The sequence below is a fragment of the Aerococcus sp. Group 1 genome (assembly GCF_000193205.1).
In the GTDB taxonomy this organism is placed as follows: Bacteria; Bacillota; Bacilli; order Lactobacillales; family Aerococcaceae; genus Aerococcus; species Aerococcus urinae_A.
This window is the reverse complement of sequence record NC_015278.1, coordinates 194,254-217,853: the sequence shown is the minus strand read 5'-3', so window position 1 is coordinate 217,853 and position 23,600 is coordinate 194,254. Positions and strand designations below refer to the sequence as shown.

Genomic DNA, 23,600 nt, shown 5'->3' with positions numbered 1-23,600 from the left:
GGACCTTAGCATTTCTTTCAACAAAATTTACCTAAAATCATTTCAGTTATTTTAAAGGATAGTGGTCCTTAAAATAAAATGGCGCCAAAACATCATTTACTAGGTTTTGGCGCCAAACATGATACAGTATTAAATCATTTTCCTAATATCGCTATTCATTTGCTTTTTCTAACACTTTTTTTACAGCAGAAAGAATGGCCTGAGAAGTTACTGTTGCTCCCGAGACAGTATCGATTTCAACGGACTGTTTTTCGATAATAGCTTGAGGAATTCTTTCTAAAGCAATATCTCCAATTCCCGGCGTTTCATTTTCTTCTAGAATTTTAACTGTTTCAATTGTATTATTGCCTAAGGTCACCTCTACAGTAACATCACTCATTTGACCTTTCTCGGTTTCAGTATAAACTCCATCTTTTAGCATACTCACACCTCTTATAAAGAATCAATATATTGTTTAGCACTCTTAACAGCGGTACGGCCTGAGTTAACATTATGGGCACAAGCTGATCCACCGACATTAATGGTATAGACGTCATGATATTGCATTGCTGTATCCATTCCTGCTACGTATAGGCCAGGAATTGGATCAAATTGATCATCAATTACCTCAAACCACTTATTGCTACCGATCCCACCAATACCAACGATATAGTTAAAGTCTAACCGAGCAATATAATATGGCGCCTTATTTATTGGTATTAACTTATCTGTTTCTTTACCAAAATCAATATCTCTTCCTTCTGCAGCCATTTCATTGTAATGATCAACAGTTCTTAAGAATTCTTCCTTAGGTAAGCCAACCTTTTCTGCTAATTCTTCAAAGGTATCTGCTTTATATAAAGAATTCCCCTTATTTTCTTCAACAGCTTTTTCTAAAACTTCTTTAGCATTTTCGATATCTTTCGTAAAATTGTCATAGATTTCTTGATCAAAAATCATATATGCCACTTTATTACTGTTAATGGCTAATGACTGTAACATAATATTGGTTTGACGAATATTTTCATTAACAAAGCGATCGCCATCTTGATTTACCCATAAGAACGGCCCTCCGGCAGGTAGACCCATCATTCCATTCAATAGATCATAGTGTGGGTAAACCCCTTCATAAGGCAAAGCTTGAATATAATTCACAATCAACTGACACGAGTTGGTAATGGTATCCATAGCGCCTGCGCTCATAGCTAATTTATAACCATCACCTTTAACGCTAGGCATACCTGTCAATACCGTATTTTCTAACTTCCAACCAGCACGATGAACTAAGTCCTTATCACCGCCGATACCACCAGTTGCCAGTATGACAGCCTTTGCATTAATTTTAATATTTTTATTTTTAGTTTTTGAATAGGCACCTACTACTTTTCCATCTTCCTCGATTAGACCAGTAACTGGAGTTTCTAATAAGAATTTCACACCTAATTCCTCAGCTCTTTTCTTCATTTGCGGAACATAGCCCTTGGAAGCAACGCCACCCTTAAACCAGTGGAAAGTTGGCGCTACACAGGTACCATGATAGTCATCTACCTTATCATATTCCACTCCTTGATCAAGACACCACTGCACATTTTCTGCTGAGTTATATATTAAATCCAACCATAAAGACCCGTTTGGGGTATATTGGGCTTGTTGATGTTCATAGCCGATCAATTCAACTGGATCCAAATGGATATCAGCTTCTTTTTGCATAACTGAGTCCACACCGAGCATCCCTTCAACGCCCATTCCATTCCCACCGCAATAAGCGTTAGATTCAACTAAAAGGACTTAAACGCCCTCTTGATGCCCTGCCTCTACTGCAGCAGCTAAACCAGAAATTCCTCCGCCGACCACCAAGATATCGGTATCATAGGTTTCATTGATCGCTTCTCCTTGGTCACTTACCACTTTCGTCTCCATGTGTATACCTCCTAAAAATAATTATTTACCATTCTTTTCTTCATAGGCGTTTTGAGCAGGATGCCTTTCAATGAGTTACTAATTTTACTTCATCACCATTTCCAGTTTCTAAAGTCTTTATATCAGCTATCTTTACAGATATAATGATAATATAAGCAAAATAAGTGTAAAGCTTCACATGATTTCAAATGTTACAAATATGAACATTTCTGCTTAAATGTTCAATCACAAATAAATTAAATGAGGTTGATCACAATGAACACGCGCCTATATCTATTTAGTCGTTTTGAAGATTATTTAGACGATACTTACCAGGATGCTACTGTAAAGTCTTTTTGTGAATTCTCAAACATATCAAGAACAACATTCTATCGCTTTTTTCAAAATATTGATGATTTGGTTATTTCTTTTTATCAATATCAGGCAGATATTATTTTCCTTAATTCAAAAGAGATGACATATTATGAAATCATGTATTTACATGGTGAATTATTATTAAAGGATAAGTATCGTGCTATGATCTTAAATTATTACAAGCACAACCCCAATGACTTTATTAGATATGTATCTGATAATTTCTTCTCTTTTAGTGAGAAGTACTATTATAATCATCATCATGAAAAGTTAAGTGAAACACAGTTATTTGCTCTTAAAATTTATGTAAAAGGTGCCGCTTATATTATTTTAGAAATTCTATTGGATAACTTAGATTATCAATTAGATGATTTAAACACTAAATTAGATATAGTAAAACCCGATTTTTTAAATATTGATTAACTCAAAAAAAGCAGCCCCTACAGGCTGCTTTCCTCCTCTACCGATCTTCTACGCCGCGACATCCTGACTTAAGAGCCAGCCAATGGCAACTCCCCGGTTACTTAACAAGTAAGCCCAGTCACTCTGCGGGTGGTCGATCGGCTTACGCGCCATCACGGCAAAGACCTGGCCCTTGACCCAGTCAGCGATTTTTTGCCCGGTTTGCCAGTGGGTCGCCCAATCAGCGACTCGAACGGAAGCCCCAACCTCCACCGACTCAGTCTTGCCTTCACCAAGGTTACGCTGAGCCACGAGCTGGTTGACCCGGTCTTGGACCAGCTGGTAATCATAACCTGCGGACTCTAAGCGCTGTTTCCGGTCAGCCCCGTTACCCCACTGGCGGTCCAGGACTTCTTGAGCCAACTGGTCGACGGTTTTATCGGCCCCCTTCCTGACCCTTCCATACTTAGGCCGGGCATAGCCCTTGATCTGCCAATCATTCCAGGCAAAGCGGTTCCTGGCCACCCGGCGACTGGCATTACCCTCAATGGTGGTAATGGTCGACCCGGTCACGGCCTCGACAAAACCAATATGATCAGCAAATCCACCTCCATCCCAGTCAAAGCAAACAATGTCTCCGGCTTGGGGATAAACCTGGCCCAGCCAGATGCCAAGGCCGGCAAAGACATGAATATGGCGCTGAACCCCGCATTCCCGTCCAATCAAATCTGTCGCTCCCGCTTCATCCCCGACTGCCGTTACAAAAATATCACACCAGTCGTCACTATACTTGGCCACATACCCTACCGGCCGGGGCAGGACCCGGTTATAGCGGTCCACCATAGCACGATGGGACGTCGACCCCATGGTCATGCCCAGGTACTTTTGCGCCGTTTTAAGCACTTGCTGGGCGGTAACCATAGCCCCCACCTCCCTTATGGTAGTCCTCACTAGACAATTGCAAGAGCGATCCCAAGAAGATCGCCAGTAAATTCAAGGTCACGACTACTGTATCCGTTCCCACAAAACCATAGGCCTGGCCCAGTCCCTTGACTAAAACCGCCAAGGCCGGCATCAAGACCAAGGCGACCCACTTTAAGCGGTCATAGGTCTGATTACTCAAAAGCATTCTGCCATCATCTCCTTTACCCTTTCAACTAAAGTTGTCAACTGCTTATCCACTGCCTGGAAGCGAAAGGCGGTCTCCATTAAGGTCTTCTCCACCACTTGGATCCGCTCATGGAGAGCCTCTTGCCGGTCTTTTTGTTGGTTCAATTCCTCAGCCATCACGTCCAAACGAGTGATCAAGCGCTGGATAGCCGTAATCAACTGGATGATTTTACTGACCAGGGTGATAATGGCCACAAAGGCGGAGGCCAGTCCTCCCATTTCAATCAGGGTCATCCCCTTCACTCCTTCCCTTGTTTATTTCCTTTTCTTCATCTTTTCCTTAGCACTTTCTCATAAAAAAAGCCCCGCTAGGCAGGGCTTGGGAGGTCAATCCCTAACTTAGGCTTGGACTTGGTAGATGTCTTGGACCGCGCGGCGGACATAACGAGCGCCGGTCGCTTGGGCATAAGGGTCCAGGCCATCTTCATTGAAGAAAATGTCGGCACCTACAATAGCCGCTAAGGCCGCTTGGGCCACTTCGCTAGAAACATCTTCTTTGGGTTCTTTAATGGTTACTTTCTTAGTTTTTCCCTCTTCAGTCTTGAATAAGAGTTCTAAGTTTAAAGTTTCTTGCATGGTTCTTCCTCCTAACTAATCCACAAGGCCTTAGACATAGATGTGGCGGCAGATGCTTTCCACTTCGGTTACGGGGTCCTTAGCCAGACTCGCCACCGCATCCCGGACCGCAAAGACAGCTTCTAAGGCAGGTTCTTCCACCAGGTCTTTGAAGGTAGTCTTGATTTCTGTGTCCGTTTCAAAGTTGGTCACCTTAACCACTAACTTGTTGTCGATAAATTCTTGCATCTCAATCACTCCTTTTTTTGCTTTAGTAGCTAGCTACACCCTATATACGGATTGAAGGCAGCCAAGTGTTACCTGAAAAGCAAAATTTTTTTACCCCGACACAAAAAAGCCCACGCAAAGGTGAGCCAGTGAAAAAATTCATATTAGTCAAGAACTAGTCTTCCAGTAAATCCTTAAAGGGAAGCAGGCGTTGGGCCAGGCGGTCTTTCCATTGGTAGATGGTTTTTCTAGCCACACCAAAGGTCCGGGCAATATCAGCAATGGAAAAGTCCCCTTCCGCCAAGGCTAAGGTCAACTGGTAGTCACGCTCTGACAAAGTATCTTGGGCCGCCTGGAGGAAGTCGGCCGCTCCCGCCTCAAAATCCTCGGCACTCTCAGACTCCGTCAACCAGTCCTGGTGGTCGGACAGGGTCAGCTGGGGCAAGCGGCTAGTCTGTCGCAAGAGGTCCAGTAAAGACCAGCGCAAGTAACGACCCGCATAGGCGACAAAACGGTAGCGGTCCTCAGCCAAGGGATCGCCCTCAAAGCGGTCCACCACATCCAGGAGCTTAAGCCGCAATTCCTGGGCGTAGTCCTGGTAGTCGCCATGACACTTTCTAATATTTAGGTCGGCCAAAGTTCGGTGGATCAGGGCTTCAAATTCACGTAATAAGCGGTCGGCGTATAATTTATCAAGTCTCATGCTGTCTTCCTTTCTTCCTTAATTGAAACAAGTCCTGGGGCAAAATCAACCATGACTCAAGCCAATCCCCTAGTCTTTGACACTTTCATAGAGGGCCATGACAAGGACGGCCAAAGTGGCGCAGAGGAGTAAGGGAATAACCATACCAAAGGACACTAAAAAGCCCCGTAATTGAAAAAGTAAAATCTATGGTGACCCCAATAAGTTGGACTTTATATATAGTGAGTTGGCCTTTGGCCAGCTCTTTTTTGTTGCTTACAGTTCTTGCTTATTTCTTGCCGACACATTTACTCAGAAATTTAAACTTGTCAAGAGGAAGAGCGTAGCGGCTCTTGATAAGTTTAAAGTTTATGTGTAATCATTAAGCGGCGAAAGAAGCGTGATGAAGACGAAATTCTATAGGACTCCTAAAATCTAATTTTTCTTTGATTCTTTCACCATTGTAATAGATTATAAAATCTTCAATCGCTTGTGCTAATTCTTCAAAGGAATGATAAGTCCGACCATAGTAGACTTCTTGTTTTAGTAGACTAAAGAAATTCTCCATTGGCGAATTATCTAAGCAATTTCCTTTACGAGACATACTTTGAAAAATTCGGTGATCCTTCAAGAGCCGGGTGTAACTTTTCATTTGATAGGCCCAGCCCTGATCAGAATGAAAGGTTCTTCTGTATGGACATAATTTACTTGCTTCAATGGCAGCTTGTAGCCCCTCCAACATGCTTTGTCCATTAGGCTGATGTGTTATCTTAAAAGAAATAATTTCTCGATTAAATAGATCCATGTAAGGATCTAAATAGAGTTTTCCAGTTTGATAATTCCCAGAATCATCGGCATAGTAGTATTTAAATTCTGTTGTGTCTGTTGTTATTTTTTGATAAGGAATGGTCGAATCAAACCGCCGGTTGATACGATTTGGCGCTATCTCTCCAATCGTTCCTTTGTAGGAATTATATTTTCTTGTCTTTCTAGTATAGCTAGTGACCTGTATCCCCATAATTTTCATTAGGCGTTGAACTTTGTTTTTACTGACCTTATAACCACGGGAAAGCAGTTCAGCTCGCATTCTTCGATAACCATAATCCTTATGGGTTTCTCTGATGTCTTTCATTTCCTCTTTTAAATCGGCATCCTTATCAATTTCCTCATCTTTATTTTTCCAATAAAAGTAGGTCGATTTAGGAAACTTTAAAACGCTAAGAATATCTTTTAAAGCATATTTTTCATCATGGAGACGTGTGATTTCGGTCACTATTTCTTCTTTTCTCGCTTGACTCTTTGAGCCACACGTCTCCTCAATCCTTTTAAAAATTTGTTCTCAATTTCTAAATCCGTAATCCGTTGTTCAAGTTCCTTTATTTTTGCTTCACTTAACTGATTGGTTTCGCTGCTATCCTTTATTTGATTGATTTGTGATTTCTTTTTAGACACTTTAGGTGGCCTTCCTTTCCTCGCGGAAAGGCCATCAAGTCCTCTTTCATGATAAGCTCTTCGCCAATTAGCGATTAGACTTGGATTATTCATGTTTAATGAATTGGCCAATTCGCGATAACTCATTTCCGTACTTTCATACAATTCTATCGCATTTAATTTGAATTCAACAGTATAAACCTGTTGAGTCCGCCTTTTCTTTAAACCATCTACACCAAATTCATAATAGTTATTAACCCACCTTCGTAAAATAGAAGGATCTATTCCTGCTTTATTAGCTAAGGTTCGATAACTTCCTTTTTTCGCAATATAGTCTCCTACTAAATTCAGTTTAAATTCTAATGAATATTTAGACATAAAAATAACCCCCAAAAGTTGAATTCTTAGTCCAACTTTTGGGGGTCACTACAATCGCTAAAATTGCCACAATAAAATCCTTAAGCCATTGACGCATAATCCATCTCCTCCTGGTCTAATAGTCCTGCTACTCGTTCAATCAAACATTGGCCCAGGTCATAACCCAAGTCTTCTCCAATTCCCCACAAGTGGGCCACCAAGTCAGAAATAGCCGGCCCCAAGTCGCGGTCAACACTAACATCCAGCGCCAAACTGGTAAAGGCTTGGGCTAGCGAAGGCAGCTGATCCCAAGAATCCGGCCGCAAATTGGCACAGCGGGCATAGGAATCTGCCATCATGACACAAGCCATATAGGCATCCGCTAAAGCCAACTTGACTTGACAAGGCTCTTGGTTTTGGACCCGGTTTAAAAGCGCAAACTTGGTCAAAACCAAGACACAATGGTCATAAGCATCCAACAAATCAAAGCCATAGAGGCGGTTGTAATGTTCAACTAAATGCAGGGTGTTTGTTAACTTCATTTTTGCTCCTTTTCTTTTAATCCTTTTCAACAGCCGACTTATTTATAGGAATGTGTAATCCAGGCTGACTTCAACTAGCCACTTACATCCCTCTGCCAGTCCAAAATTCTGACAAGCCTGGTCTTCTCCCCTTTATTTGGCCTGGCTCTTAAACCAAGCGGGCTCTAGCTCCTGGTAGCCGCTCTTTTTGAAAGATTTAGCTTTGAACTTTTTCTCCTCCTCACCATTCGCCGCTAGGTCACTCAGCCGGTAAATATGGTCCTTGTCCCAGCGCTCTAAAATCTTGAAGTAATAAGACAAGGGGTGCTTGGCGTCCTTGGCCCGGTAGAGGGCTTCTTCTAAGAGCTTGCCTTCAAAGAGCAGACAATAAGCCTTTAACTTGTCCTGGTCGTCTTCAGGCATGGCTTCATTGAAGAGGATCTGATAGCGATTGGTGATCCGCTCCAGCACCTGACCTTCATAGTCGTCTTGGTAGGCTGGGGTTTGGAGTTTTTCCGGCAATGACGACTCGGTGGCCGACTTTTCATTGTGGATTTCATCCCCACTCTCTTTATCACTCTCGGTCGCTTTGTCATTCTCATCGCCTTGGGTCACATAGCGGCGTTTTTTGATCTCCTTGACGAAAAGTTGCATGATGGCCTGGTCAACCCGACGACTGGACTTCAACCAAAAGTCGCGCATAGCTTCAAAGGTGGCCTCAATAAGCTGGCTATCTTGGACCAGGGACAACTCCTTCTCCAGTAAATCCATCACCGGCCCCCACCCACAAAGATGGAATAAGACAGGGAGTGTAAGAGAGTCACTTCCTGGTGGCGGTTAGAATAGATAATCTTCTTAAAATCTCGGCTAAAACGCTCTAATAAAAGCTCCACCTGGTCCATGGAAAAGCCCGTCTCAAAGGCAATCAGCCGCTTGGGCAAACTATAGATCCCCACCTGGCTACACTTGGGATTGGTCATCAAATACAAGGCAAAATAACGGTCTTCCTGGCTATAATGGTCCAAAGCTTCCAGCGACCGCCAAAAGCTGGTTGGAACCACACGTCTTACTGTCATTATGACCTCCTTGGTTGTTATTTTTGCTTATAGTGTTTGAAAAAACTCTTAAAAATCTTCAATCAATCTCACCAGACCAAAATACTGACTTATTTTCTAGGCGACTTTAAAAGTCGGCCCCTCACTATGCAAGAAATGACACTTTCTGTCGGCTTGTGTCACCATAAAAAAATCTCGATAAAAGGCCCTCCTTCCTCCCTATAAATCCCAGCATTGCGGCATTGAAAGAAGCTGTCTGCCCCTTTCCATTTTTAAAGATATTATATACAATGTAAAAAAGCAAGGCTTTTTATAATATTTTGCATAAATTCTATTCCTATGATATATTCATATTTCGATATTATTTTCAGATTCTACTCTGAGTAGACTTTTTTCTAAGTTTTCTACTTAAAGTAGTATACAAAATGTAATATAAGAGCAATCTGTGATGGTTGAGATTTTAGAATTTAATATAACAAATGTAAATAAACGGTTCACATTTGTGAATGACTTATCTACGTTTGTTAAGATTTCTACCCTTTTTCTATTACAATTGTGGGCATTTACTCTCGTTTTTCGGTATAATATATGAAAGTTAAAAAAACGTTCCCAAAAAGCAACATTTCCATGATGGTGGAAAAGCTATCGATGGATTTCATAAAAAATGAGAAAATTGCCATTATCTCATGGCCAAAGGAGGAAAGACCATGCCTACACTTGCCAACCGGCTCAAATCAGCCCGTGAAGCGGCCGGACTGACCATTGAGGCAGTCAGTGAAAAAATCGGTAAATCCGTATCAACCGTCTGGCGCTACGAACAAGGAAAATCCGAAGTCAACCAGGAAAGCTTGACCAAGTTAGCCGAACTTTATGGGGTGTCCGAGCTCTACTTACGCGGCTTTTCCGATATGAAGAGCGCCGATGTTATTGAAGTACCAGTCTATAAGAAATACAAAAAAGGCAAGCTCAAAGCCGCTAAGAAAAAGCACTTCTTCGAACTTGCCTCCATGGGCCTCCCTAATGAGGAAATCTTTGCGGTCAGAATTAATGACCCATCCATCCAATCCCTGCTCAGTAAAAAGGACTATGCCCTAGTCGACCCCCTAGCTGAAGTCAAGGCAGGCGATATCTTGTGCCTGGCCGATAAGGACTCCGGACACTTGAAATTAGCCAAATACCAAGTTTACCAGGACCTGCCACTCTATCTGCCCCTGGGGGATAAAACTGAAGTCAGAGACAGTGACGACTTTGAAGTCTTAGGAAGAGTCTTTGCGCATTTGGGGAGAGTATAAGAAAAACACCGTTCCAGCTGGAATAAAAGCCGGTGGAACGGTGTTTTTGTGTGGTTTCTAAGTGTGTGGGCGGCTGATTATGATATCTGTATCATACAGTTCTCATTTAATACCCTATAAGCTAAGGTTTTTGGGAAAATCCGCCTATTTCTTATCCCAATGAAATATTCTTGAGATGAATTTAGCAAGAGCCAGAAATCCAGCTGCAAAAAAGAAACAGACGACAGAAACGACCACTAGAGCCAGTAAGGTGCCAACCGTCGCAAAGAAAGCATTCGCTAACTGACGATAAAGGGGTCGGGGATTCCTTAGGGTTTGGGACTCGGCTTGTTTGAGGTCCGCCTGCATGAGCTGACTATTGATCTTACTTTGGTTGGCCGGATCCTGGGCCGCTTCCTCATAAGTCTGAGTCAGAGATTCGGGAACTTCTAACTGGTGGGCCTGGTAGATTTGACGAGCTAGAGCATTAAAAGTATCAAAGGCCGCCTGGTCATAGTTATTTTGATTATGGTAAATATCATTATCATAGTGCTCGACCACTTCCTCAATCTCTTGCTTAGTCAGCTCGTCCTTTAAGCCCCCGCCAATTTCTAAATGCATGTAAGGATTGTCCACGCTCGTTTCTCTTGGATAAGAGGCGTCCGTTCTAAAGAGGAGAAGGGCCCATTCATTTTGAGGCTCATCCGTCATCCCCCACTGACTGGCCAGTGTTTGGCTATACTTTGACCGATTGAGTTTTTCAGTCGTTGGGAGAACGGCCACCGCTAGCTTGGCCTGGGTGAATTGGTCCAACTTGTAGCCCTCGGTCATAATGTGCTGGGTGGTGAAGTCATTCAAGCGCTGACTGTAGTCCGACACGTAATATTCTTGGCTGGCGGCTGGATAATCCGGTTGTTGATAGGTCCGATATAGGAAATAGTACATGGCGGTAAGCGCAAGCAAAACAACCAAAAGGGAAATATTCCCCGAGCAACCCCTTCGTTTAGAATTTTTCTTCTCATCTTCTATTTTTCTGTCCTCGCCTAGTGCTTTTTGTTTTATTATAACCGATTTTGGCTTTATTCGCCTTTTCTTTGTTTACCTATTAGAAAAGTTTTAGCTAAGGAATGGGACTAGGAAGGACTTTATTAATTGATCACTGTACTTGAAAGATTTAATACTATATTTTACTTATACTAATGATTGTTGAACCATCTTACTCCCCCAATAAAAAATCGATAAGATTTTTATGGATAACGCCATCCTGGGAAAAATCGAAGGAATCAAGAGATAAGACGTACTTAGGGAAGTTATCCTTTATCTGGCTATAGACAGAAAATTCGCGATCTCGCGTTTCTTTACTTTCCATTAAGTAGGAAACTTGGTAATAGCTGATTTGTCCCTGCTTACTTGCAATGAAGTCAATTTCCTTATCACGAACCCGCCCAATCTGAACCTGATATCCACGTGACAGGAGTTCAATATAAACGATATTTTCCAAGACACGTTCGATGGCTTTTTCATTAGAGAATCCCACAGCTTGTCTAAAACCATGGTCGGTCAGATAATATTTTTCATCTACTGTTAAAATTTTCTTGCCAATGGTATCATATCGCTCGACTTTTTTGAGGAGATAGGCTCGCTGACAGAAGGTTAGGTAATTCAAAACCGTATCCACCGATACTTTACGGCCTTGACTAGCGAAGTATTTTCTGAGGCTATTGGCCGAAAAGGTCTGCCCGATATTTTCTAAACAAAAGCGTAAAATGCGATTGAATAAATCAACGTCACGGATCGCCTGGTATTCAAGAATATCTTTAACGACCACGGTATTATAGATATCGTTCAGATATTTGTAGCTGGCTTCTTTTTCACCTTGGAAGTAACGTAGGGAAGGCATTCCTCCTAGAGAAATAAATTGTTGAAATAATTCTTCCTTATCGAGATTAAGATCTCGGTATAAATGGATAAATTCAGAAAAAGTAAAGGGTTGAATTTCAAAACTGACATAGCGCCCCGCCAGAAGAGTCGATAAGTCACTAGAGAGCAAACTTGAATTAGAACCTGTAAGGTAAATATCACACTCATAATCAACACGTAAAGCATTGATTACTCGCTCCCAACTATCAACCAACTGAACTTCATCAATAAAGAAATAAAGCTTACCTGTTAAATCCTTGACCTGCTTTTGAATATAGCTATAGAAATCAACCCCGTCTTTAATTTGTAGGTATTGACCAGATTCTAGGTTAATAGAAATCATATTTTGAGGATTCACTTGGGGCAATAATTCTTCTTGGATCATCTGCAATAAGGTGGACTTTCCCACTCGTCTCATTCCTGTCAATACCTTAACAACAGGCTGATCAACGAAGGGGGCTATTTTACCAAGATATTTATCACGCTTGACATAATTCATGGAACCCTCTCCTTTCGATTATAATCGATAAAAGTAAAAAATTAAATTTACTTCAATTATACACGAAATACGCAATCCTTCAAAATCTATTTCGACTATAAGTTAATAAGTGTTATTTATCAAAATTTATTTCGACCAAAGAAGAAAGACTGAAGTCGCCATCTGCTTTTCATCTTTTTGCTGATCTCGTGATTTGAATAAACAATTAAATAATCCGATAAGATCGTCCCCTAAAAATGTGCATAAGAAAAGCACCTACAAGATGTAGATGCTTAAAGGTCGCTATGCACTTGGAACAGCCACTAATTCAGAATCATCATTCACCAAGATACAAACTGGAATACCAAACCCTTCTCCAGCTTTAATGACAGAAAGAATATTTTCAGCGAGCATCTCGACAAAGAACTTAATCCACACTTCATCAGGATGCTCTGCATTTTCAGCTTGCTCAGTAAACCAAATTTTTGAAACAGGTTCAAAGGTGTCTTTATCAATCGCCATCCCTATCAGAATATCGTAAAAATCAAAGCTACAATCAAAGACATAGATCTCTTCTTCCGTATGATTCTTTAGCACTTCGGATCTTAAATTGTTAGGTATTTCACCCAAATCAATCATGACACGTCCAAGAATCGGACCATTTTCTTTTTCAAAATTCTCGATGATACCATTTTCTTCCAATTGATCTTCTAGCTTTCTAAAGTTATCAGCGCCTTTTAACATACAGGGCTCCTTTCCGTGCGTCGCTTATGTCATTTGCCGCTATTTTATTTCCGTCAAACTCGCAATGAGTTTCTCCTCTAATTCTTTTTGTTGAGAAGCGGTCAGTTGGTTGGAAACTCTGACAATTACGGTCCCCACCACACGATGAGATCCAGGTGAAATAGGACTGCCGTCAAAGGCACCCAGATAAGTGTTTCGCTTTTCTGCGTCTTCTGCAGTTTGATACACTTCTATACTGCCACCAGCCTCTGTTCCCTTGTCAATCAAACTATTTCCGAAGACTTCCTCTTGATTGACCAAATTGTAGGAGAAATAGACTTGTGCGGTATAACCGCCTTGCTTTCCAAGCTGTTTATTAGGATCATTATCTTCCGTAACGGCAGAAATACCTGTCACGCCTTCAACAGACTGTATCCGTTCGATCACAAATTTTTCTTCTGGAGCGGTTACTTGTTTGAGTTGCTTCACGCTATCCTCATAAGCTTTCTTGGTGTCTGCGATTTCTTGAGTGACACTTGTGTAGTCTGCCTTGTTGAGTTTTTCTGTTTCACTTTTTAGTTCTTCTAGTTTCTTGGGCTGTTCAGGAACCTCTACTTTAGCTGATTTTGCCTGAGATACCGCTGTTTCAAGCTTGCCAATCGCCTGTTCATCGAGTGCTTTCTCATTCTTTTTCACTAAATCTTCCGCATCAGCGATTTGTTTATCGAGGTCCGTATTCATTTTTTCTACTTTACCCGACACCTCTTTGAAACTATCAATTGCTGCCCTTTCTTCTTTTGACGTACACCCCGATAACAAGGCCACAAAAACTAGAACAACCGCTATAAAAGACTTCCAATTTCTCGACATCTCCCTCATACCTCCTATGAATTATATTTGTAAGCTCTTACATATAGTTTATAGTTTTCTCTCATAGAAGGAAAGAGGGAAATAGGATTTATTATTCTTATGTAACGCAAGCTCTCATCATGGCTTCCGCTAGACCAAGCCTTAGTCTTACGAGGTGGGGCATTTATTATAGAAGGTTGTCTCATTGATAGGCTAACGATAAAATTACAATAAAAAGAATAGGAGGTTTTCTTATGAATATTCATTCTGTTTCAGATTTGATAAACCAATTTCCTGAAGTTGAAGAGGAAGTCCTAAATCTGGCCGCCCTGTCTTTTTAACTAAAAATGGCTATAGCACCATGGTACTGATGAGTAATGACCAACACGAATTCATGACTCAAGATATTGAAATCAGGCTCGATGAAGCGGATCATCTGACAGCGTCCACAGATACAAGATATAGTCTCGATGAAGTGGTTGAACGCATCAAGGAAGGTATTAACCAGCATGCCTAAGTATCACATTCGTATTCTTCCAAGCTTTGAAGAAGGTTTAAATCAATTGTCGCTTAAATTGTTTTAACATTATCCAAGTCAGCTGCAGCTATGAATCTTGTAGAAAACACTTGCAGCAATTGAAAACGCTCAAACGAGAATGTCCTTACTAGTCTCTAACTATTCTATCTTCTATGTTGTGATTGACTCCGTGATAAAAATCCGTCGCATGCTCTACAGCAAGCGACAGCTTGATTATCACCTGTAAAGAAAGGTTCTATAATAAAAGGGCAAGCCACTTTACTATAAATGGCCTGCCCTTCTTGAATTACTTTTTATATTTTTTAATTTATTTAAGACTGCATATCTATCTTCCCGCAATAGGTAATAGTAATCCCTTATTGTTCAACGTCCACTTCGATGGTTGCGACTGGAGAAGGATTTGTTGAATTCATCGGAACATAATCAATTTGAATTTTTTGTGGTTTATGTTCTTGATCTGCATACATAAAATAGACTTGTGAATCTGCTGATCTGCCAGGAGCTATTTCGTCATAACCTGTTTGTTTACTAATGCGCTCCAAGGCATGCCCTTCTTCATCATAAACTTGGAGATCATGGGTATTTACTACAAAATTCTTCGGTAAATCATAATTTTTATAACTAAAATTAATCACAACAATTCTACTCGAATCGAAATAATCACTATTATGCATATAATTAGGCAAACTATCAGGATTAGCACTAGCGGACTTTATCGTTAATGATGCCTTATTTCCATCAGCAGTTTCTAAAATAACTTCTTCATTAGCCTTACTAATCGGTTTCTTATTTGCTTCGGAATCTGTAGGATGTTCCCCTTGTGAGTCTTGTGACGCAGCCTGAGAAGAACTCTCTGCCGGATGATTATTGGAATGATCTACAGGTACAATTGCAAGTAATAATAGACCAGCTAATACGATTATAGTCCATACATACCACTTCTTATACCAAGGTTTCACCTGCACACTTTCATATAATTTTCCATCTTCACCAATAAACTGGTTCTTTTTCAAATTTTTATTCTTATCGCTCATTATAGTCTTCCTTTCCATCTAAACTCTACGTTCTAACCCCCCAAAAGTCGCTACACATCATAAGGCATAATTTTCTCTTTAATCAGGTCTTTATAGCCATGACGTATTTTTTTACGATACTGTAATTTGGACTTAGGATTCTGAGTGTTTTCCTTATAAGCTTCAAAATCAGCTGTATTAATCATTTCACTTTCGCCAATTTGTGGGCCTTCACGGTCTTCATCATAGTTAGCGGCGACGTATTTCAATAACTCTTCATTTAGAAATTCTGCCTTGGCATAGTCTTCTAATACGCGTTCCTTGTAACCATTAATCTCATTGGCTAATATTTCATCCGTGGACTGATTTTTATATTTTTCCGGACTTGAGATAATGGCTTGGAAAATATCACGAATTTTTTCACTCAATTCAGGTTTACGGCGGCCAAATTCATCAATGGTCTTTTCAGCTTCCTGTTTGAATTTCTCTTTGTCTTGTTCTTCCGTTGATTCACGGTAACGGTCAATCAGAAGGACGAGGTAATCATAATCAATCTGCTCTGTCCGAACCGATTCAATCTCATATTCGATATCAATTGGATAATCTTCCTCAAGCTCATCCTCATCATTCATTTCTTCCTTAATCCGTTCGATGAGATTCTTATAAGCACCGGTATAGTCTTCAAATTCTTTACGATCAAAACCGTATTGAGCCACAAATTCCGCTTCACTAAAATCACTATAGACCTCAATGGTCCGGTAAATACTATCAAAACGTTGAAAGGCCTTGGCTACCCGCTTCATTTCAGCTAAGTCCGTGTAATTGTTGAAACTCTCCACACTTGGCACCAGAGTTCTTAATTCTTTAACCGCTTCATCCAGCTCTTGCTTAGATTCTTCATAGCTTGGCGCTTGAATCTGATCTTCTCCACCATTGGAATAGAGTAAGAGAGCCTCCTTAACGGCTTCTTCAAAGATCGCTGGGGTTTGAAAGGTAACAATTTGCCCATATTTCTTATGGTCATCGAAGAGACGATTAGTCCGCGAGAAAGCTTGGATCAAGTGGTGAGGTTTCATGGGTGGTCGATCCATAAATAAGGTCGATAGACAAGGAGCATCAAAGCCTGTGAGTAAGCGATCGACAACAATCACCAAGTCGACTTGTTCGGAACGCACCTTATAAGTATCTGACTTACGCGCCAAACGCTGGTTTAAGTTCTGGTTATAAGCATTCAAAGTTTCAAGCGAAAAGTTCATACCAAATTCTTGGTTATAATCTGCTAAAATCTCTTTCATCGCTTCTTTACGGTCTTGAGAATCGTGTTCATTGTCAGAAATCGAGAAGGTAATCGCGACCTTAGGAAAATCCAAGACAGCGCGTTTAGTCGTCTCACTAATGGATACGCGCGGATGCTGACCTGTTTTAACTTCTTTAAAGAGTTTGTAGTAGGCAATGGCTTTATCAATTGATGTGGTCGTTAAAATGGCATCATAGGTCTTCCCTACTCCATTATTGAAGCCAAATTTATTTTGTGACTTATTAATAATGGAATCAACGACCTCTTCCATATGATCAGGATGGTCAAAGATGGCTGAATCTAGTTGGACTTCCTTTTCCTTCTTATCAATCGCTGAAAGGTTCGTCTTAGGAAACTGATCAGCTACCAGTTGATCGAGTTGAAAATCACTAAAAGTTTGCTTGTATTCAATTTGAAAGCCTAAGACCGCCTGATCATGCATGGCCTCTTGAACGGTATACTTATGTAGACATTCCCCATACTGTTCTTCCGTCGTCCGAGCTAAGTCACCAAAGGCATCCCGAGCATTTTCAGCAAAGAGAGGTGTTCCCGTAAAACCATACCAAAGCGAATATTTGAAAAACTTTTCGAGTTCAAATTGCTTCTGCGGTGTCACCGCGCGATGACATTCATCAACAACGACGGCAAGTCTTAAATCTCTGAGTTTATTTAAACGTTTATTATCAGGATTTTGCTGGTAACGTTTCATGACATGGTTTAATTTCTGGATTGTGGTAATCACTAAGGACCGATCCTTAGACGTTAACCGTTTGATCAAGTCATTGACATTAGCGGTTTCATCCACAGCGACAAAATCCGCCTCAGCATATGAAGTGAAAGCATTGGTGGTTTGTTGGTCAAGGTCTCTGCGGTCAACAATAAAGATGGTCTTATCAATGGAAGCAATTTTAAGAAGGTTACGCGCAACCTTATAGGAGGTTAACGTCTTCCCTGACCCTGTCGTATGCCAAACATAGCCTCCCTTTTGTTGGTAACTCGCTTGGCGAATCGCCTTAATGGCATGAATTTGATAAGGGCGTAAAAGGATTACCGACTTACTGGACTTATCCAAGACTGAGTAATTAGCAATCATTTCATGGGCTTCTGGAATTGAGAGCGCAGAAGTCGTAAAATCTTCTAAGTTAGTTACGGGTTGGTTCTCTTGGTCCACCCAGCCCGTTAAGAATTTAGCATTCAACCTACTATTAGCGGCAATGTATTTGGTATCAACACCATTCGAGACCACAAACATTTGTAGCATGGAGAAAATCCCATGGTATTTTCCAGTTTTGATATAGCGGTCAATTTGGTTAAAGGCTTTCTTATAGCCTTCCGAACGATTCTTCAATTCAATTTGAATCAGAGGGATACCATTAATCATCAAAGTCACATCAAAACGTCCGTCTTGGTCAAGAAAATCACGTTTTTCACTGCGAAATTGATTAATCACTTCATAATGAGAGCTGCCTCCTGCAATTTCATTTCCGTTAATCACCATTAACTGGCAAGCGCCAAGCGAGGCATCCTCGCGATGAAGCTCTACTTGGGCCACCCCATTCTCACCGCTTAACCATTCTCCCGCGACATAGAATGACGGAAAGTCCAATTGCGATTTAATCGAAAGCTTCTCCTGACTAGTTAGGGGAACGCCATCTAATTTGGCCGTATTATTAGCCTCTAGCTGTTGGAAGAAGTTCTCCCATAAATCGTCCGCTGTTTTCAAGTCAGAACGATAAGTCCACTGCGATTCCCTTTTCGTTAACAGTTCTATTAAGCGTTCTTCCATTTGCTGCTCTTGAGTAAAAATTTTTGGCATATGATCACTTATCCTATTGCTTTTCTTCACCTAAAACATAGCTTTTAATTGTCTTTATCATTTTATAATACTTCCAGTATAGCAAAGAAAATAAAGGCTTTCAGTGAATTTTTTTACAAGAGAACGGTGTGTGTGTATAAAAGATGGGGCTGGGGATAGAAATATTGCTAAGTAAGCAAAATGGAATTTTGAAAATAGAGATTTTTGGATTCAGGATAAGTTACATGAACTAACAGTAATTAATTCTGGAAAAGATTATAAAAATCTTTCTGAAGGACACATTCCAGTATATGGTACAGGTGGTTACATGTTATCGGTAAATAAGAGTTTATCCGATATAGATGCTGTAGGTTTGGGCAGAAAAGGAACTATAGATAATCCAATTTATTTAAAAGCTCCATTTTGGACAGTAGATACTTTATTCTATATAACAACACAGCAACAAAATAATATAATGTTTTTTTACTATCTATTTAAGACCATTAATTGGAAAAAGTATAATGAAGCCTCGGGTGTTCCCAGTTTATCAAAGCAAACAATATATTCAATTTCTGTAAAAGTCCCAAATACATTTGAACAATCTAAAATCTCTAAACTTTTCTATTCTTTAGATAGAATTATTACTCTTGAGCAACAAAAAATCGAGAAGTTAGAACTCCTGAAACAGTATTTGTTGCAGAATATGTTTGCTGATGAGAGCGGATATCCTAGAGTTAGATTTAAAGGTTATAATAACAAATGGGAAAGAAGTAAATTAAATACAATTAGCGATAGTTATTCAGGACTATCCGGTAAGACAAAAGAAGATTTTGGAAAGGGTGAAGCTAGATACATAGAATATAAAAATGTTTTTGATAACCCTGTAGCAAAACTTGATGGAACTGACGCAATTGATATCGACTATAAGCAAAACGAAGTTAAGAAAGGTGACTTTCTTTTCACAACTTCTTCTGAAACCCCTGAGGAAGTAGGAATGTCATCGTTATGGGATTACGATCTTAATAATATATATTTAAATAGTTTCTGTTTTGGAGTTCGGATAAAAGAAAAGATAGATTCTTATTATTTAGCTTACTATTTTAGATCTCCAGAATTTCGTTCAAGAGTTATGAAATTAGCTCAAGGGATCTCACGTTATAATATTTCTAAAAACAAATTTTGTGAATTGAAAATTTCTGTTCCTTCTTATGAAGAAGGAGTACGTATTGGTAGATTATTAAAATCAACAACTGATTTAATTGATTTGGAAGAAAACAAATTAAAAGAATTTAAGCTGATAAAATCCAAGCTCCTCCAATCATTATTTATTTAACATCTCCATAAACTTCCTGATAATAAGAAGGTTCGCTAGAACAAATATTATCAGGAGGTTTTATTATGGCAAGAAAACGAAAGATTGTTTTTCATGAATATTTTAAGGAGTGGTTTGAGCTATATAAGTTAGGGGCGGTGCGTGATGTGACTCTGAGGAAATACGACCTAACCTGGCGGCATTTGAAACACTTAGCGCCAAACTTAACTTTAGACCAGTTGACTAAGAAGAACTATCAAGCTTTACTTAATCAATTTGCCCAAAGTCATGAGAAACAAACGACTTTAGACTTTCATCATTTAGTGAAAGGAGCGATTCTGGAGGCTTATGACGAGGGATTAATTGATCGCGATCCGACGCGAAAAGTTGTGATTAAAGGCGTCAAAGGGAAGATTAAAAAGGCCAAGTATCTAAACCAGGAAGATTTGCATAAGTTATTAAATCAACTACACTTGCAGACAGAGATTTCTTATGATTGGCTCATCCTCTTAGTTGCCAAAACAGGCTTACGTTTCAGTGAGGCCTTGGGTGTTACACCTTCAGATTTCAATTTCAGCCAGCACATGCTCTCGATTAATAAGACCTGGGACTACAAGAAGGATGAAGGCGGCTTTGTGCCGACTAAGAATGCTTCTTCGGTGCGCAAGCTACGTCTAGATTGGCAGTTGACTCTACAATTCCAACAACTCATTCAAAATTATCCTCAACAAAAGCCGATCTTCGTTCAGGGACGGATCCATAATTCAACAGTCAATCAACGCTTGGCTAAACTCTGCCAACAGACTGGAATTCCAGAGATCACTATTCATGCCCTCCGCCATACGCACGCTTCTATGCTGCTTTATGGTGGTGTGTCAATTGCAAGTGTGGCTAAACGCTTGGGCCATGCCAACATGGCGACGACTCAAAAAACCTATCTCCATATTATTCAAGAGTTAGAGGATAAGGATAATAACAAGATGATGGAGATTCTATGTCAGTTATAGCTTTGAATTGAAAGGTTGTACAAATTATTGTGCAATAGTGGTGAGGTGAGCACGATGGAAGTAACCAATTATAGTGATTTCAGACAGAATATGAAGAAATACATGGACCAGATTAATGAAGATGCTATTGAATATACTGTAACCTCTCAGAATGGGAATGATGTGGTTGTTATGGCCAAATCAGATTTTGACAGTCTGATGGAGACTTACCATCTCTTATCGAGCCGCGCCAACCGTGAAAACCTCTACCAAGCCATGGATGAGCTCGATCGTGGCGATTATGAAGTTGAGGAAATCTAATGAAAGTTCATTGGAGTCGGGGGTCTGTTATCGAACGTGACGTTTGGAAAGAAAATGACCGAAAAGTCTATGATAAGATCTATCGCTTATTACGAGCCATCAAAGAAGCCCCCTACCAAGGACTAGGTAAGCCGGAACCTTTAAAATATGATCTATCGGGTTATTGGTCAAGGCGACTGACTAGACAAGATCGTTTAGTTTACCGTGTCACAGATGACGCGATTGAAGTCCTATCGTGTAAATACCATTACTAAAGTAAATCGCCCCTGCTCAATCAGCTAGCAGAGGCGATTTTATTGATTTTAGATAAACAGGGAAGACAGGAGTTTTTGTTTTAGAGAGGTTAAGTTTTCTAATTTAGTTGTTCTGAGATTAATAAGAGAATCTAATGAAAATAATAATTTGGCGATTTTATTCTGTTCACTTAATGATGGAAAATTAATATTCAAAGTGCAAAAATCAGAAAAATTTATAGTTCTTCCATCTCTAATACCATAAGTTACTTTCTCTAATAGTAAAATAAAGTGATCATTTGCAAAGTAAAACTTCCAATAGATATCATTATGTTCGTTAGTATTTATAAAATCGAATATAGTATAAGCTGGAGAAGTTATACCTAAATAATTGGAGTGTGCAAACCCTCCCTGAAATGAACGTAAATGAACAACAAATTGACCAGGTCTTACAACTTTGTAATTAGAGAGGTTTTTTCTATCGTACTGTAGCCTTTCATTGAATTCATCTCTTAGCACCATGCCTTTATCTTGTGTTGCCGATAAGACAGGAAGATGGGCTTGTTTTTTTTCTGTAATCTTTTTAAATATATTTTTCCCTTTATTTTTGAACCAAGGACCGGTATAACCTCTAAACCTTAAGTTAGGATATCCACTCTCATCGGCAAACATATTCTGCAACAAATACTGTTTCAGGAGCTCTAACTTTTCGATTTTTTGTTGCTCAAGAGTAATAATAAAGTCTAATCGATTCAACAATTCACCTATCTTTATTTGCTCTAATTGTTTTTTAGGATAATGAATTATTACCTTAGACATTTCAGCTGAAGTTATTGCTGGGTAGCTGGTCCCTGTGCACATACTTAGGACCTTTAATACGAATTTATCTGTTTGCAATAAGTAAAAAAGAAACTTATTATTTATTATATTTGTCCTAATCTGTGCATAGCCAGTTGAAAAAACAAACTCATTATCATCTTCATTAAAAAGTAAATTATTTCTTTGATATGGTCGAACTGTTTGATAAAAAATATCACCTTTCTTAGCTAATCTTTTAGCTCGTGAAGGTGCCTCTTCCTTACTCATGAATTTATAATCGACTAATTGAGTACCACAAACAGACTCTAAATCCACATAGAAAAATTGCGAAGGCAATTCAGCATTTGGATTAAAGCTGCTGATGTTCCCCAACTTATCCTGAATCCAATCATCCGTGAATCCCTTGAACCTAAGCTCGGGTTGTTTTCTTTCTTCTGCCATTATTTAAACACATCCTTTATCGCTTGAATGAGTTCCGCAGTTTCATCTGTCACCTGCAAGTCATCCACCATTTCTAAGAATTCGGCTGTGGTTTGCTCAAGTTCTTGGTTAATTTCTTGCATGTCCTTGCTGACTTGGACGATATCGATAGGTTCAGGTTCTTCGAAGGTATCCACATAGCGCGGAATATTGAGGTTGTAATCATTCTCTTGAATCTCTTCATAGCTTGCTTTATGGGCATATTTGTCAACGTCTTCCCGCTTATTATAGGTATCAATAATTTTATCAATATGTTCTTTCGTTAAGATATTTTGTGTTTTTACTTTTTCAAACTCTTTGGACGCATCGATAAAGAAGACATCACGGCTGGTCCGATTCTTCTTCAAAACAATAATCGTGGTTGGAATGCTGGTGTTATAGAAGAGATTTTCAGGGAGCCCAATCACCGTATCAATATACCCATTCTCAAGCATGGCCTGACGCAACTTACCTTCAGAGGCACCCCGGAAGAGGACGCCGTGCGGCAGGACGATACACATGGTTCCATCAGTACGCAAGTGGTAGAAACCATGGAGTAAGAAGGCGAAATCAGCCCGTGACTTAGGCGGTAAGACCCCATAGGCAGCAAAACGCGGATCGTCTAAAAAGCCCTTATCTGCCGACCACTTCTGGGAGTATGGTGGATTCATTAAGACAATATCAAAGTTAGTTGGTTCATCTGTGGGCCAGTCAGCGTCCAAGGTATCCCCATTGCGTAACTTCTGATGGTCAGTTGGCACTCCGTGGAGCATCATATTCATCTTGGCCAAGTTGTAGGTTGAGGTATTGATTTCTTGACCAAAGTAACGAATGGAATTCTCCACGTTCTCATCAGCGTACTTCTTGGTGTTTAAGAGCAGAGATCCTGACCCCTCTCATGTCAAGCTTATGACAAAAAGGGGTTATAGTTA

General features: G+C 40.0%; 26 protein-coding genes and 1 pseudogene. 6 read left to right on the top strand and 21 right to left on the bottom strand.

The features are described 5' to 3' along the window. Positions 1-151: 151 nt before the first annotated feature. From HMPREF9243_RS01010 to HMPREF9243_RS10815, 3 genes are read right to left on the bottom strand one after another with little or no spacing between them, the layout of a single operon-like run. Positions 152-421: an FMN-binding protein gene (locus HMPREF9243_RS01010; protein ID WP_013668802.1), complete on the bottom strand. Its 270-nt coding sequence runs from the start codon at positions 419-421 to the stop codon at positions 152-154. An 11-nt stretch (positions 422-432) separates the two neighbouring features. Continuing rightward, the gene (locus HMPREF9243_RS01005) at positions 433-1,725 is read right to left on the bottom strand and encodes an FAD-dependent oxidoreductase (protein ID WP_049776703.1); all 1,293 of its coding nucleotides are present in this window, start codon (positions 1,723-1,725) and stop codon (positions 433-435) included. Positions 1,726-1,767: 42 nt separating this feature from the next. Continuing rightward, positions 1,768-1,899: a hypothetical protein gene (locus tag HMPREF9243_RS10815; RefSeq protein ID WP_269208277.1), complete on the bottom strand. Its 132-nt coding sequence runs from the start codon at positions 1,897-1,899 to the stop codon at positions 1,768-1,770. 255 nt (positions 1,900-2,154) lie between these two features. Here HMPREF9243_RS10815 and HMPREF9243_RS01000 point away from each other — a divergent pair, with 255 nt between their 5' ends. Beyond that, positions 2,155-2,676: a TetR/AcrR family transcriptional regulator gene (locus HMPREF9243_RS01000; protein WP_013669113.1), complete on the top strand. Its 522-nt coding sequence runs from the start codon at positions 2,155-2,157 to the stop codon at positions 2,674-2,676. Positions 2,677-2,724: 48 nt separating this feature from the next. Here the strand turns inward: HMPREF9243_RS01000 and HMPREF9243_RS00995 are convergent, their stop codons facing one another. The 10 genes from HMPREF9243_RS00995 to HMPREF9243_RS00945 form a co-directional block, all read right to left on the bottom strand. Beyond that, a complete protein-coding gene (locus HMPREF9243_RS00995) occupies positions 2,725-3,576 on the bottom strand; it encodes a CHAP domain-containing protein (protein WP_013669968.1) in 852 nt (283 codons plus the stop codon). After that, positions 3,551-3,784, bottom strand: a complete 234-nt coding sequence (locus tag HMPREF9243_RS00990; RefSeq protein ID WP_013668939.1) for a phage holin — start codon at positions 3,782-3,784, stop codon at positions 3,551-3,553. The genes HMPREF9243_RS00995 and HMPREF9243_RS00990 overlap by 26 nt, the downstream gene beginning before the upstream one ends. Then, positions 3,775-4,059: a hypothetical protein gene (locus HMPREF9243_RS00985; RefSeq protein ID WP_013669886.1), complete on the bottom strand. Its 285-nt coding sequence runs from the start codon at positions 4,057-4,059 to the stop codon at positions 3,775-3,777. Before HMPREF9243_RS00985 ends, HMPREF9243_RS00990 begins: the two co-directional genes overlap by 10 nt. A gap of 105 nt (positions 4,060-4,164) precedes the next feature. Beyond that, positions 4,165-4,401: a DUF2922 domain-containing protein gene (locus tag HMPREF9243_RS00980; protein ID WP_013668734.1), complete on the bottom strand. Its 237-nt coding sequence runs from the start codon at positions 4,399-4,401 to the stop codon at positions 4,165-4,167. 30 nt (positions 4,402-4,431) lie between these two features. Continuing rightward, on the bottom strand, positions 4,432-4,629 hold the full coding sequence (locus tag HMPREF9243_RS00975) for a hypothetical protein (RefSeq protein WP_013668536.1): 198 nt from the start codon (positions 4,627-4,629) through the stop codon (positions 4,432-4,434). 154 nt (positions 4,630-4,783) lie between these two features. Beyond that, positions 4,784-5,311: a sigma-70 family RNA polymerase sigma factor gene (locus tag HMPREF9243_RS09690; protein WP_013670116.1), complete on the bottom strand. Its 528-nt coding sequence runs from the start codon at positions 5,309-5,311 to the stop codon at positions 4,784-4,786. Between the two features lie 361 nt (positions 5,312-5,672). Then, positions 5,673-7,099, bottom strand: a protein-coding gene (locus HMPREF9243_RS10140) for an IS3 family transposase (RefSeq protein WP_101560582.1) whose coding sequence is annotated in 2 segments (ribosomal slippage) — positions 5,673-6,589 and positions 6,589-7,099 — 1,428 coding nt in all. Because the reading frame shifts where the segments join, the coding sequence is not laid out codon by codon here. Between the two features lie 80 nt (positions 7,100-7,179). Beyond that, positions 7,180-7,620, bottom strand: a complete 441-nt coding sequence (locus tag HMPREF9243_RS00955; protein WP_013668914.1) for a hypothetical protein — start codon at positions 7,618-7,620, stop codon at positions 7,180-7,182. 132 nt (positions 7,621-7,752) lie between these two features. Beyond that, positions 7,753-8,370, bottom strand: a complete 618-nt coding sequence (locus tag HMPREF9243_RS00950) for a hypothetical protein (RefSeq protein ID WP_013668504.1) — start codon at positions 8,368-8,370, stop codon at positions 7,753-7,755. Further along, positions 8,370-8,675: a hypothetical protein gene (locus HMPREF9243_RS00945; RefSeq protein WP_041705781.1), complete on the bottom strand. Its 306-nt coding sequence runs from the start codon at positions 8,673-8,675 to the stop codon at positions 8,370-8,372. The genes HMPREF9243_RS00950 and HMPREF9243_RS00945 overlap by 1 nt, the downstream gene beginning before the upstream one ends. Positions 8,676-9,361: 686 nt before the next feature. Between HMPREF9243_RS00945 and HMPREF9243_RS00940 the strand changes: the two genes are divergently transcribed. Beyond that, positions 9,362-9,946 carry a helix-turn-helix domain-containing protein gene (locus tag HMPREF9243_RS00940; RefSeq protein ID WP_013669643.1) on the top strand — a complete coding sequence of 195 codons (585 nt, stop codon included), beginning with the start codon at positions 9,362-9,364 and terminating at the stop codon, positions 9,944-9,946. 144 nt (positions 9,947-10,090) lie between these two features. Here the strand turns inward: HMPREF9243_RS00940 and HMPREF9243_RS00935 are convergent, their stop codons facing one another. From HMPREF9243_RS00935 to HMPREF9243_RS00905, 6 genes are all read right to left on the bottom strand, one after another. Beyond that, a complete protein-coding gene (locus HMPREF9243_RS00935; protein ID WP_041705779.1) occupies positions 10,091-10,897 on the bottom strand; it encodes a YgcG family protein in 807 nt (268 codons plus the stop codon). Between the two features lie 244 nt (positions 10,898-11,141). Next, positions 11,142-12,344, bottom strand: a complete 1,203-nt coding sequence (locus HMPREF9243_RS00930; protein WP_013669456.1) for an ATP-binding protein — start codon at positions 12,342-12,344, stop codon at positions 11,142-11,144. Positions 12,345-12,626: 282 nt separating this feature from the next. After that, a complete protein-coding gene (locus HMPREF9243_RS00925) occupies positions 12,627-13,067 on the bottom strand; it encodes a hypothetical protein (protein ID WP_013670138.1) in 441 nt (146 codons plus the stop codon). 39 nt (positions 13,068-13,106) lie between these two features. Then, positions 13,107-13,916 (bottom strand): hypothetical protein, encoded by an 810-nt coding sequence (locus HMPREF9243_RS00920; RefSeq protein WP_013668943.1) that lies wholly within the window; start codon positions 13,914-13,916, stop codon positions 13,107-13,109. Between the two features lie 873 nt (positions 13,917-14,789). After that, complete coding sequence (locus tag HMPREF9243_RS00910; RefSeq protein ID WP_013668700.1) at positions 14,790-15,467, bottom strand: hypothetical protein; 678 nt, start codon at positions 15,465-15,467, stop codon at positions 14,790-14,792. A 50-nt stretch (positions 15,468-15,517) separates the two neighbouring features. Beyond that, a complete protein-coding gene (locus HMPREF9243_RS00905; protein WP_013669659.1) occupies positions 15,518-18,559 on the bottom strand; it encodes a type I restriction endonuclease subunit R in 3,042 nt (1,013 codons plus the stop codon). A gap of 208 nt (positions 18,560-18,767) precedes the next feature. On the opposite strand from HMPREF9243_RS00905, the gene HMPREF9243_RS10660 reads away from it, so the two are divergent. The 4 genes from HMPREF9243_RS10660 (at position 18,768) to HMPREF9243_RS00885 (ending at position 21,411) form a co-directional block, all read left to right on the top strand. Then, the gene (locus HMPREF9243_RS10660) at positions 18,768-19,871 is read left to right on the top strand and encodes a restriction endonuclease subunit S (protein WP_308216813.1); all 1,104 of its coding nucleotides are present in this window, start codon (positions 18,768-18,770) and stop codon (positions 19,869-19,871) included. Between the two features lie 65 nt (positions 19,872-19,936). Beyond that, positions 19,937-20,857, top strand: coding sequence for a site-specific integrase (locus HMPREF9243_RS00895; protein ID WP_013669497.1), 921 nt, complete (start codon positions 19,937-19,939; stop codon positions 20,855-20,857). Positions 20,858-20,911: 54 nt separating this feature from the next. Then, on the top strand, positions 20,912-21,157 hold the full coding sequence (locus HMPREF9243_RS00890) for a type II toxin-antitoxin system Phd/YefM family antitoxin (RefSeq protein WP_013669662.1): 246 nt from the start codon (positions 20,912-20,914) through the stop codon (positions 21,155-21,157). Next, positions 21,157-21,411, top strand: coding sequence for a Txe/YoeB family addiction module toxin (locus HMPREF9243_RS00885; RefSeq protein WP_013668905.1), 255 nt, complete (start codon positions 21,157-21,159; stop codon positions 21,409-21,411). The genes HMPREF9243_RS00890 and HMPREF9243_RS00885 overlap by 1 nt, the downstream gene beginning before the upstream one ends. Before the next feature lie 48 nt (positions 21,412-21,459). On the opposite strand, the gene HMPREF9243_RS00880 is transcribed toward HMPREF9243_RS00885, so the two are convergent. Together HMPREF9243_RS00880 and HMPREF9243_RS00875 are read right to left on the bottom strand one after the other, a co-directional pair. Then, positions 21,460-22,650 carry a restriction endonuclease subunit S gene (locus HMPREF9243_RS00880; RefSeq protein ID WP_013669385.1) on the bottom strand — a complete coding sequence of 397 codons (1,191 nt, stop codon included), beginning with the start codon at positions 22,648-22,650 and terminating at the stop codon, positions 21,460-21,462. After that, positions 22,650-23,561 (bottom strand): annotated as a pseudogene (locus HMPREF9243_RS00875) (type I restriction-modification system subunit M); the annotation flags it as partial. The gene HMPREF9243_RS00880 and the pseudogene HMPREF9243_RS00875, both read right to left, overlap by 1 nt. Between the last annotated feature and the right edge of the window lie 39 nt (positions 23,562-23,600).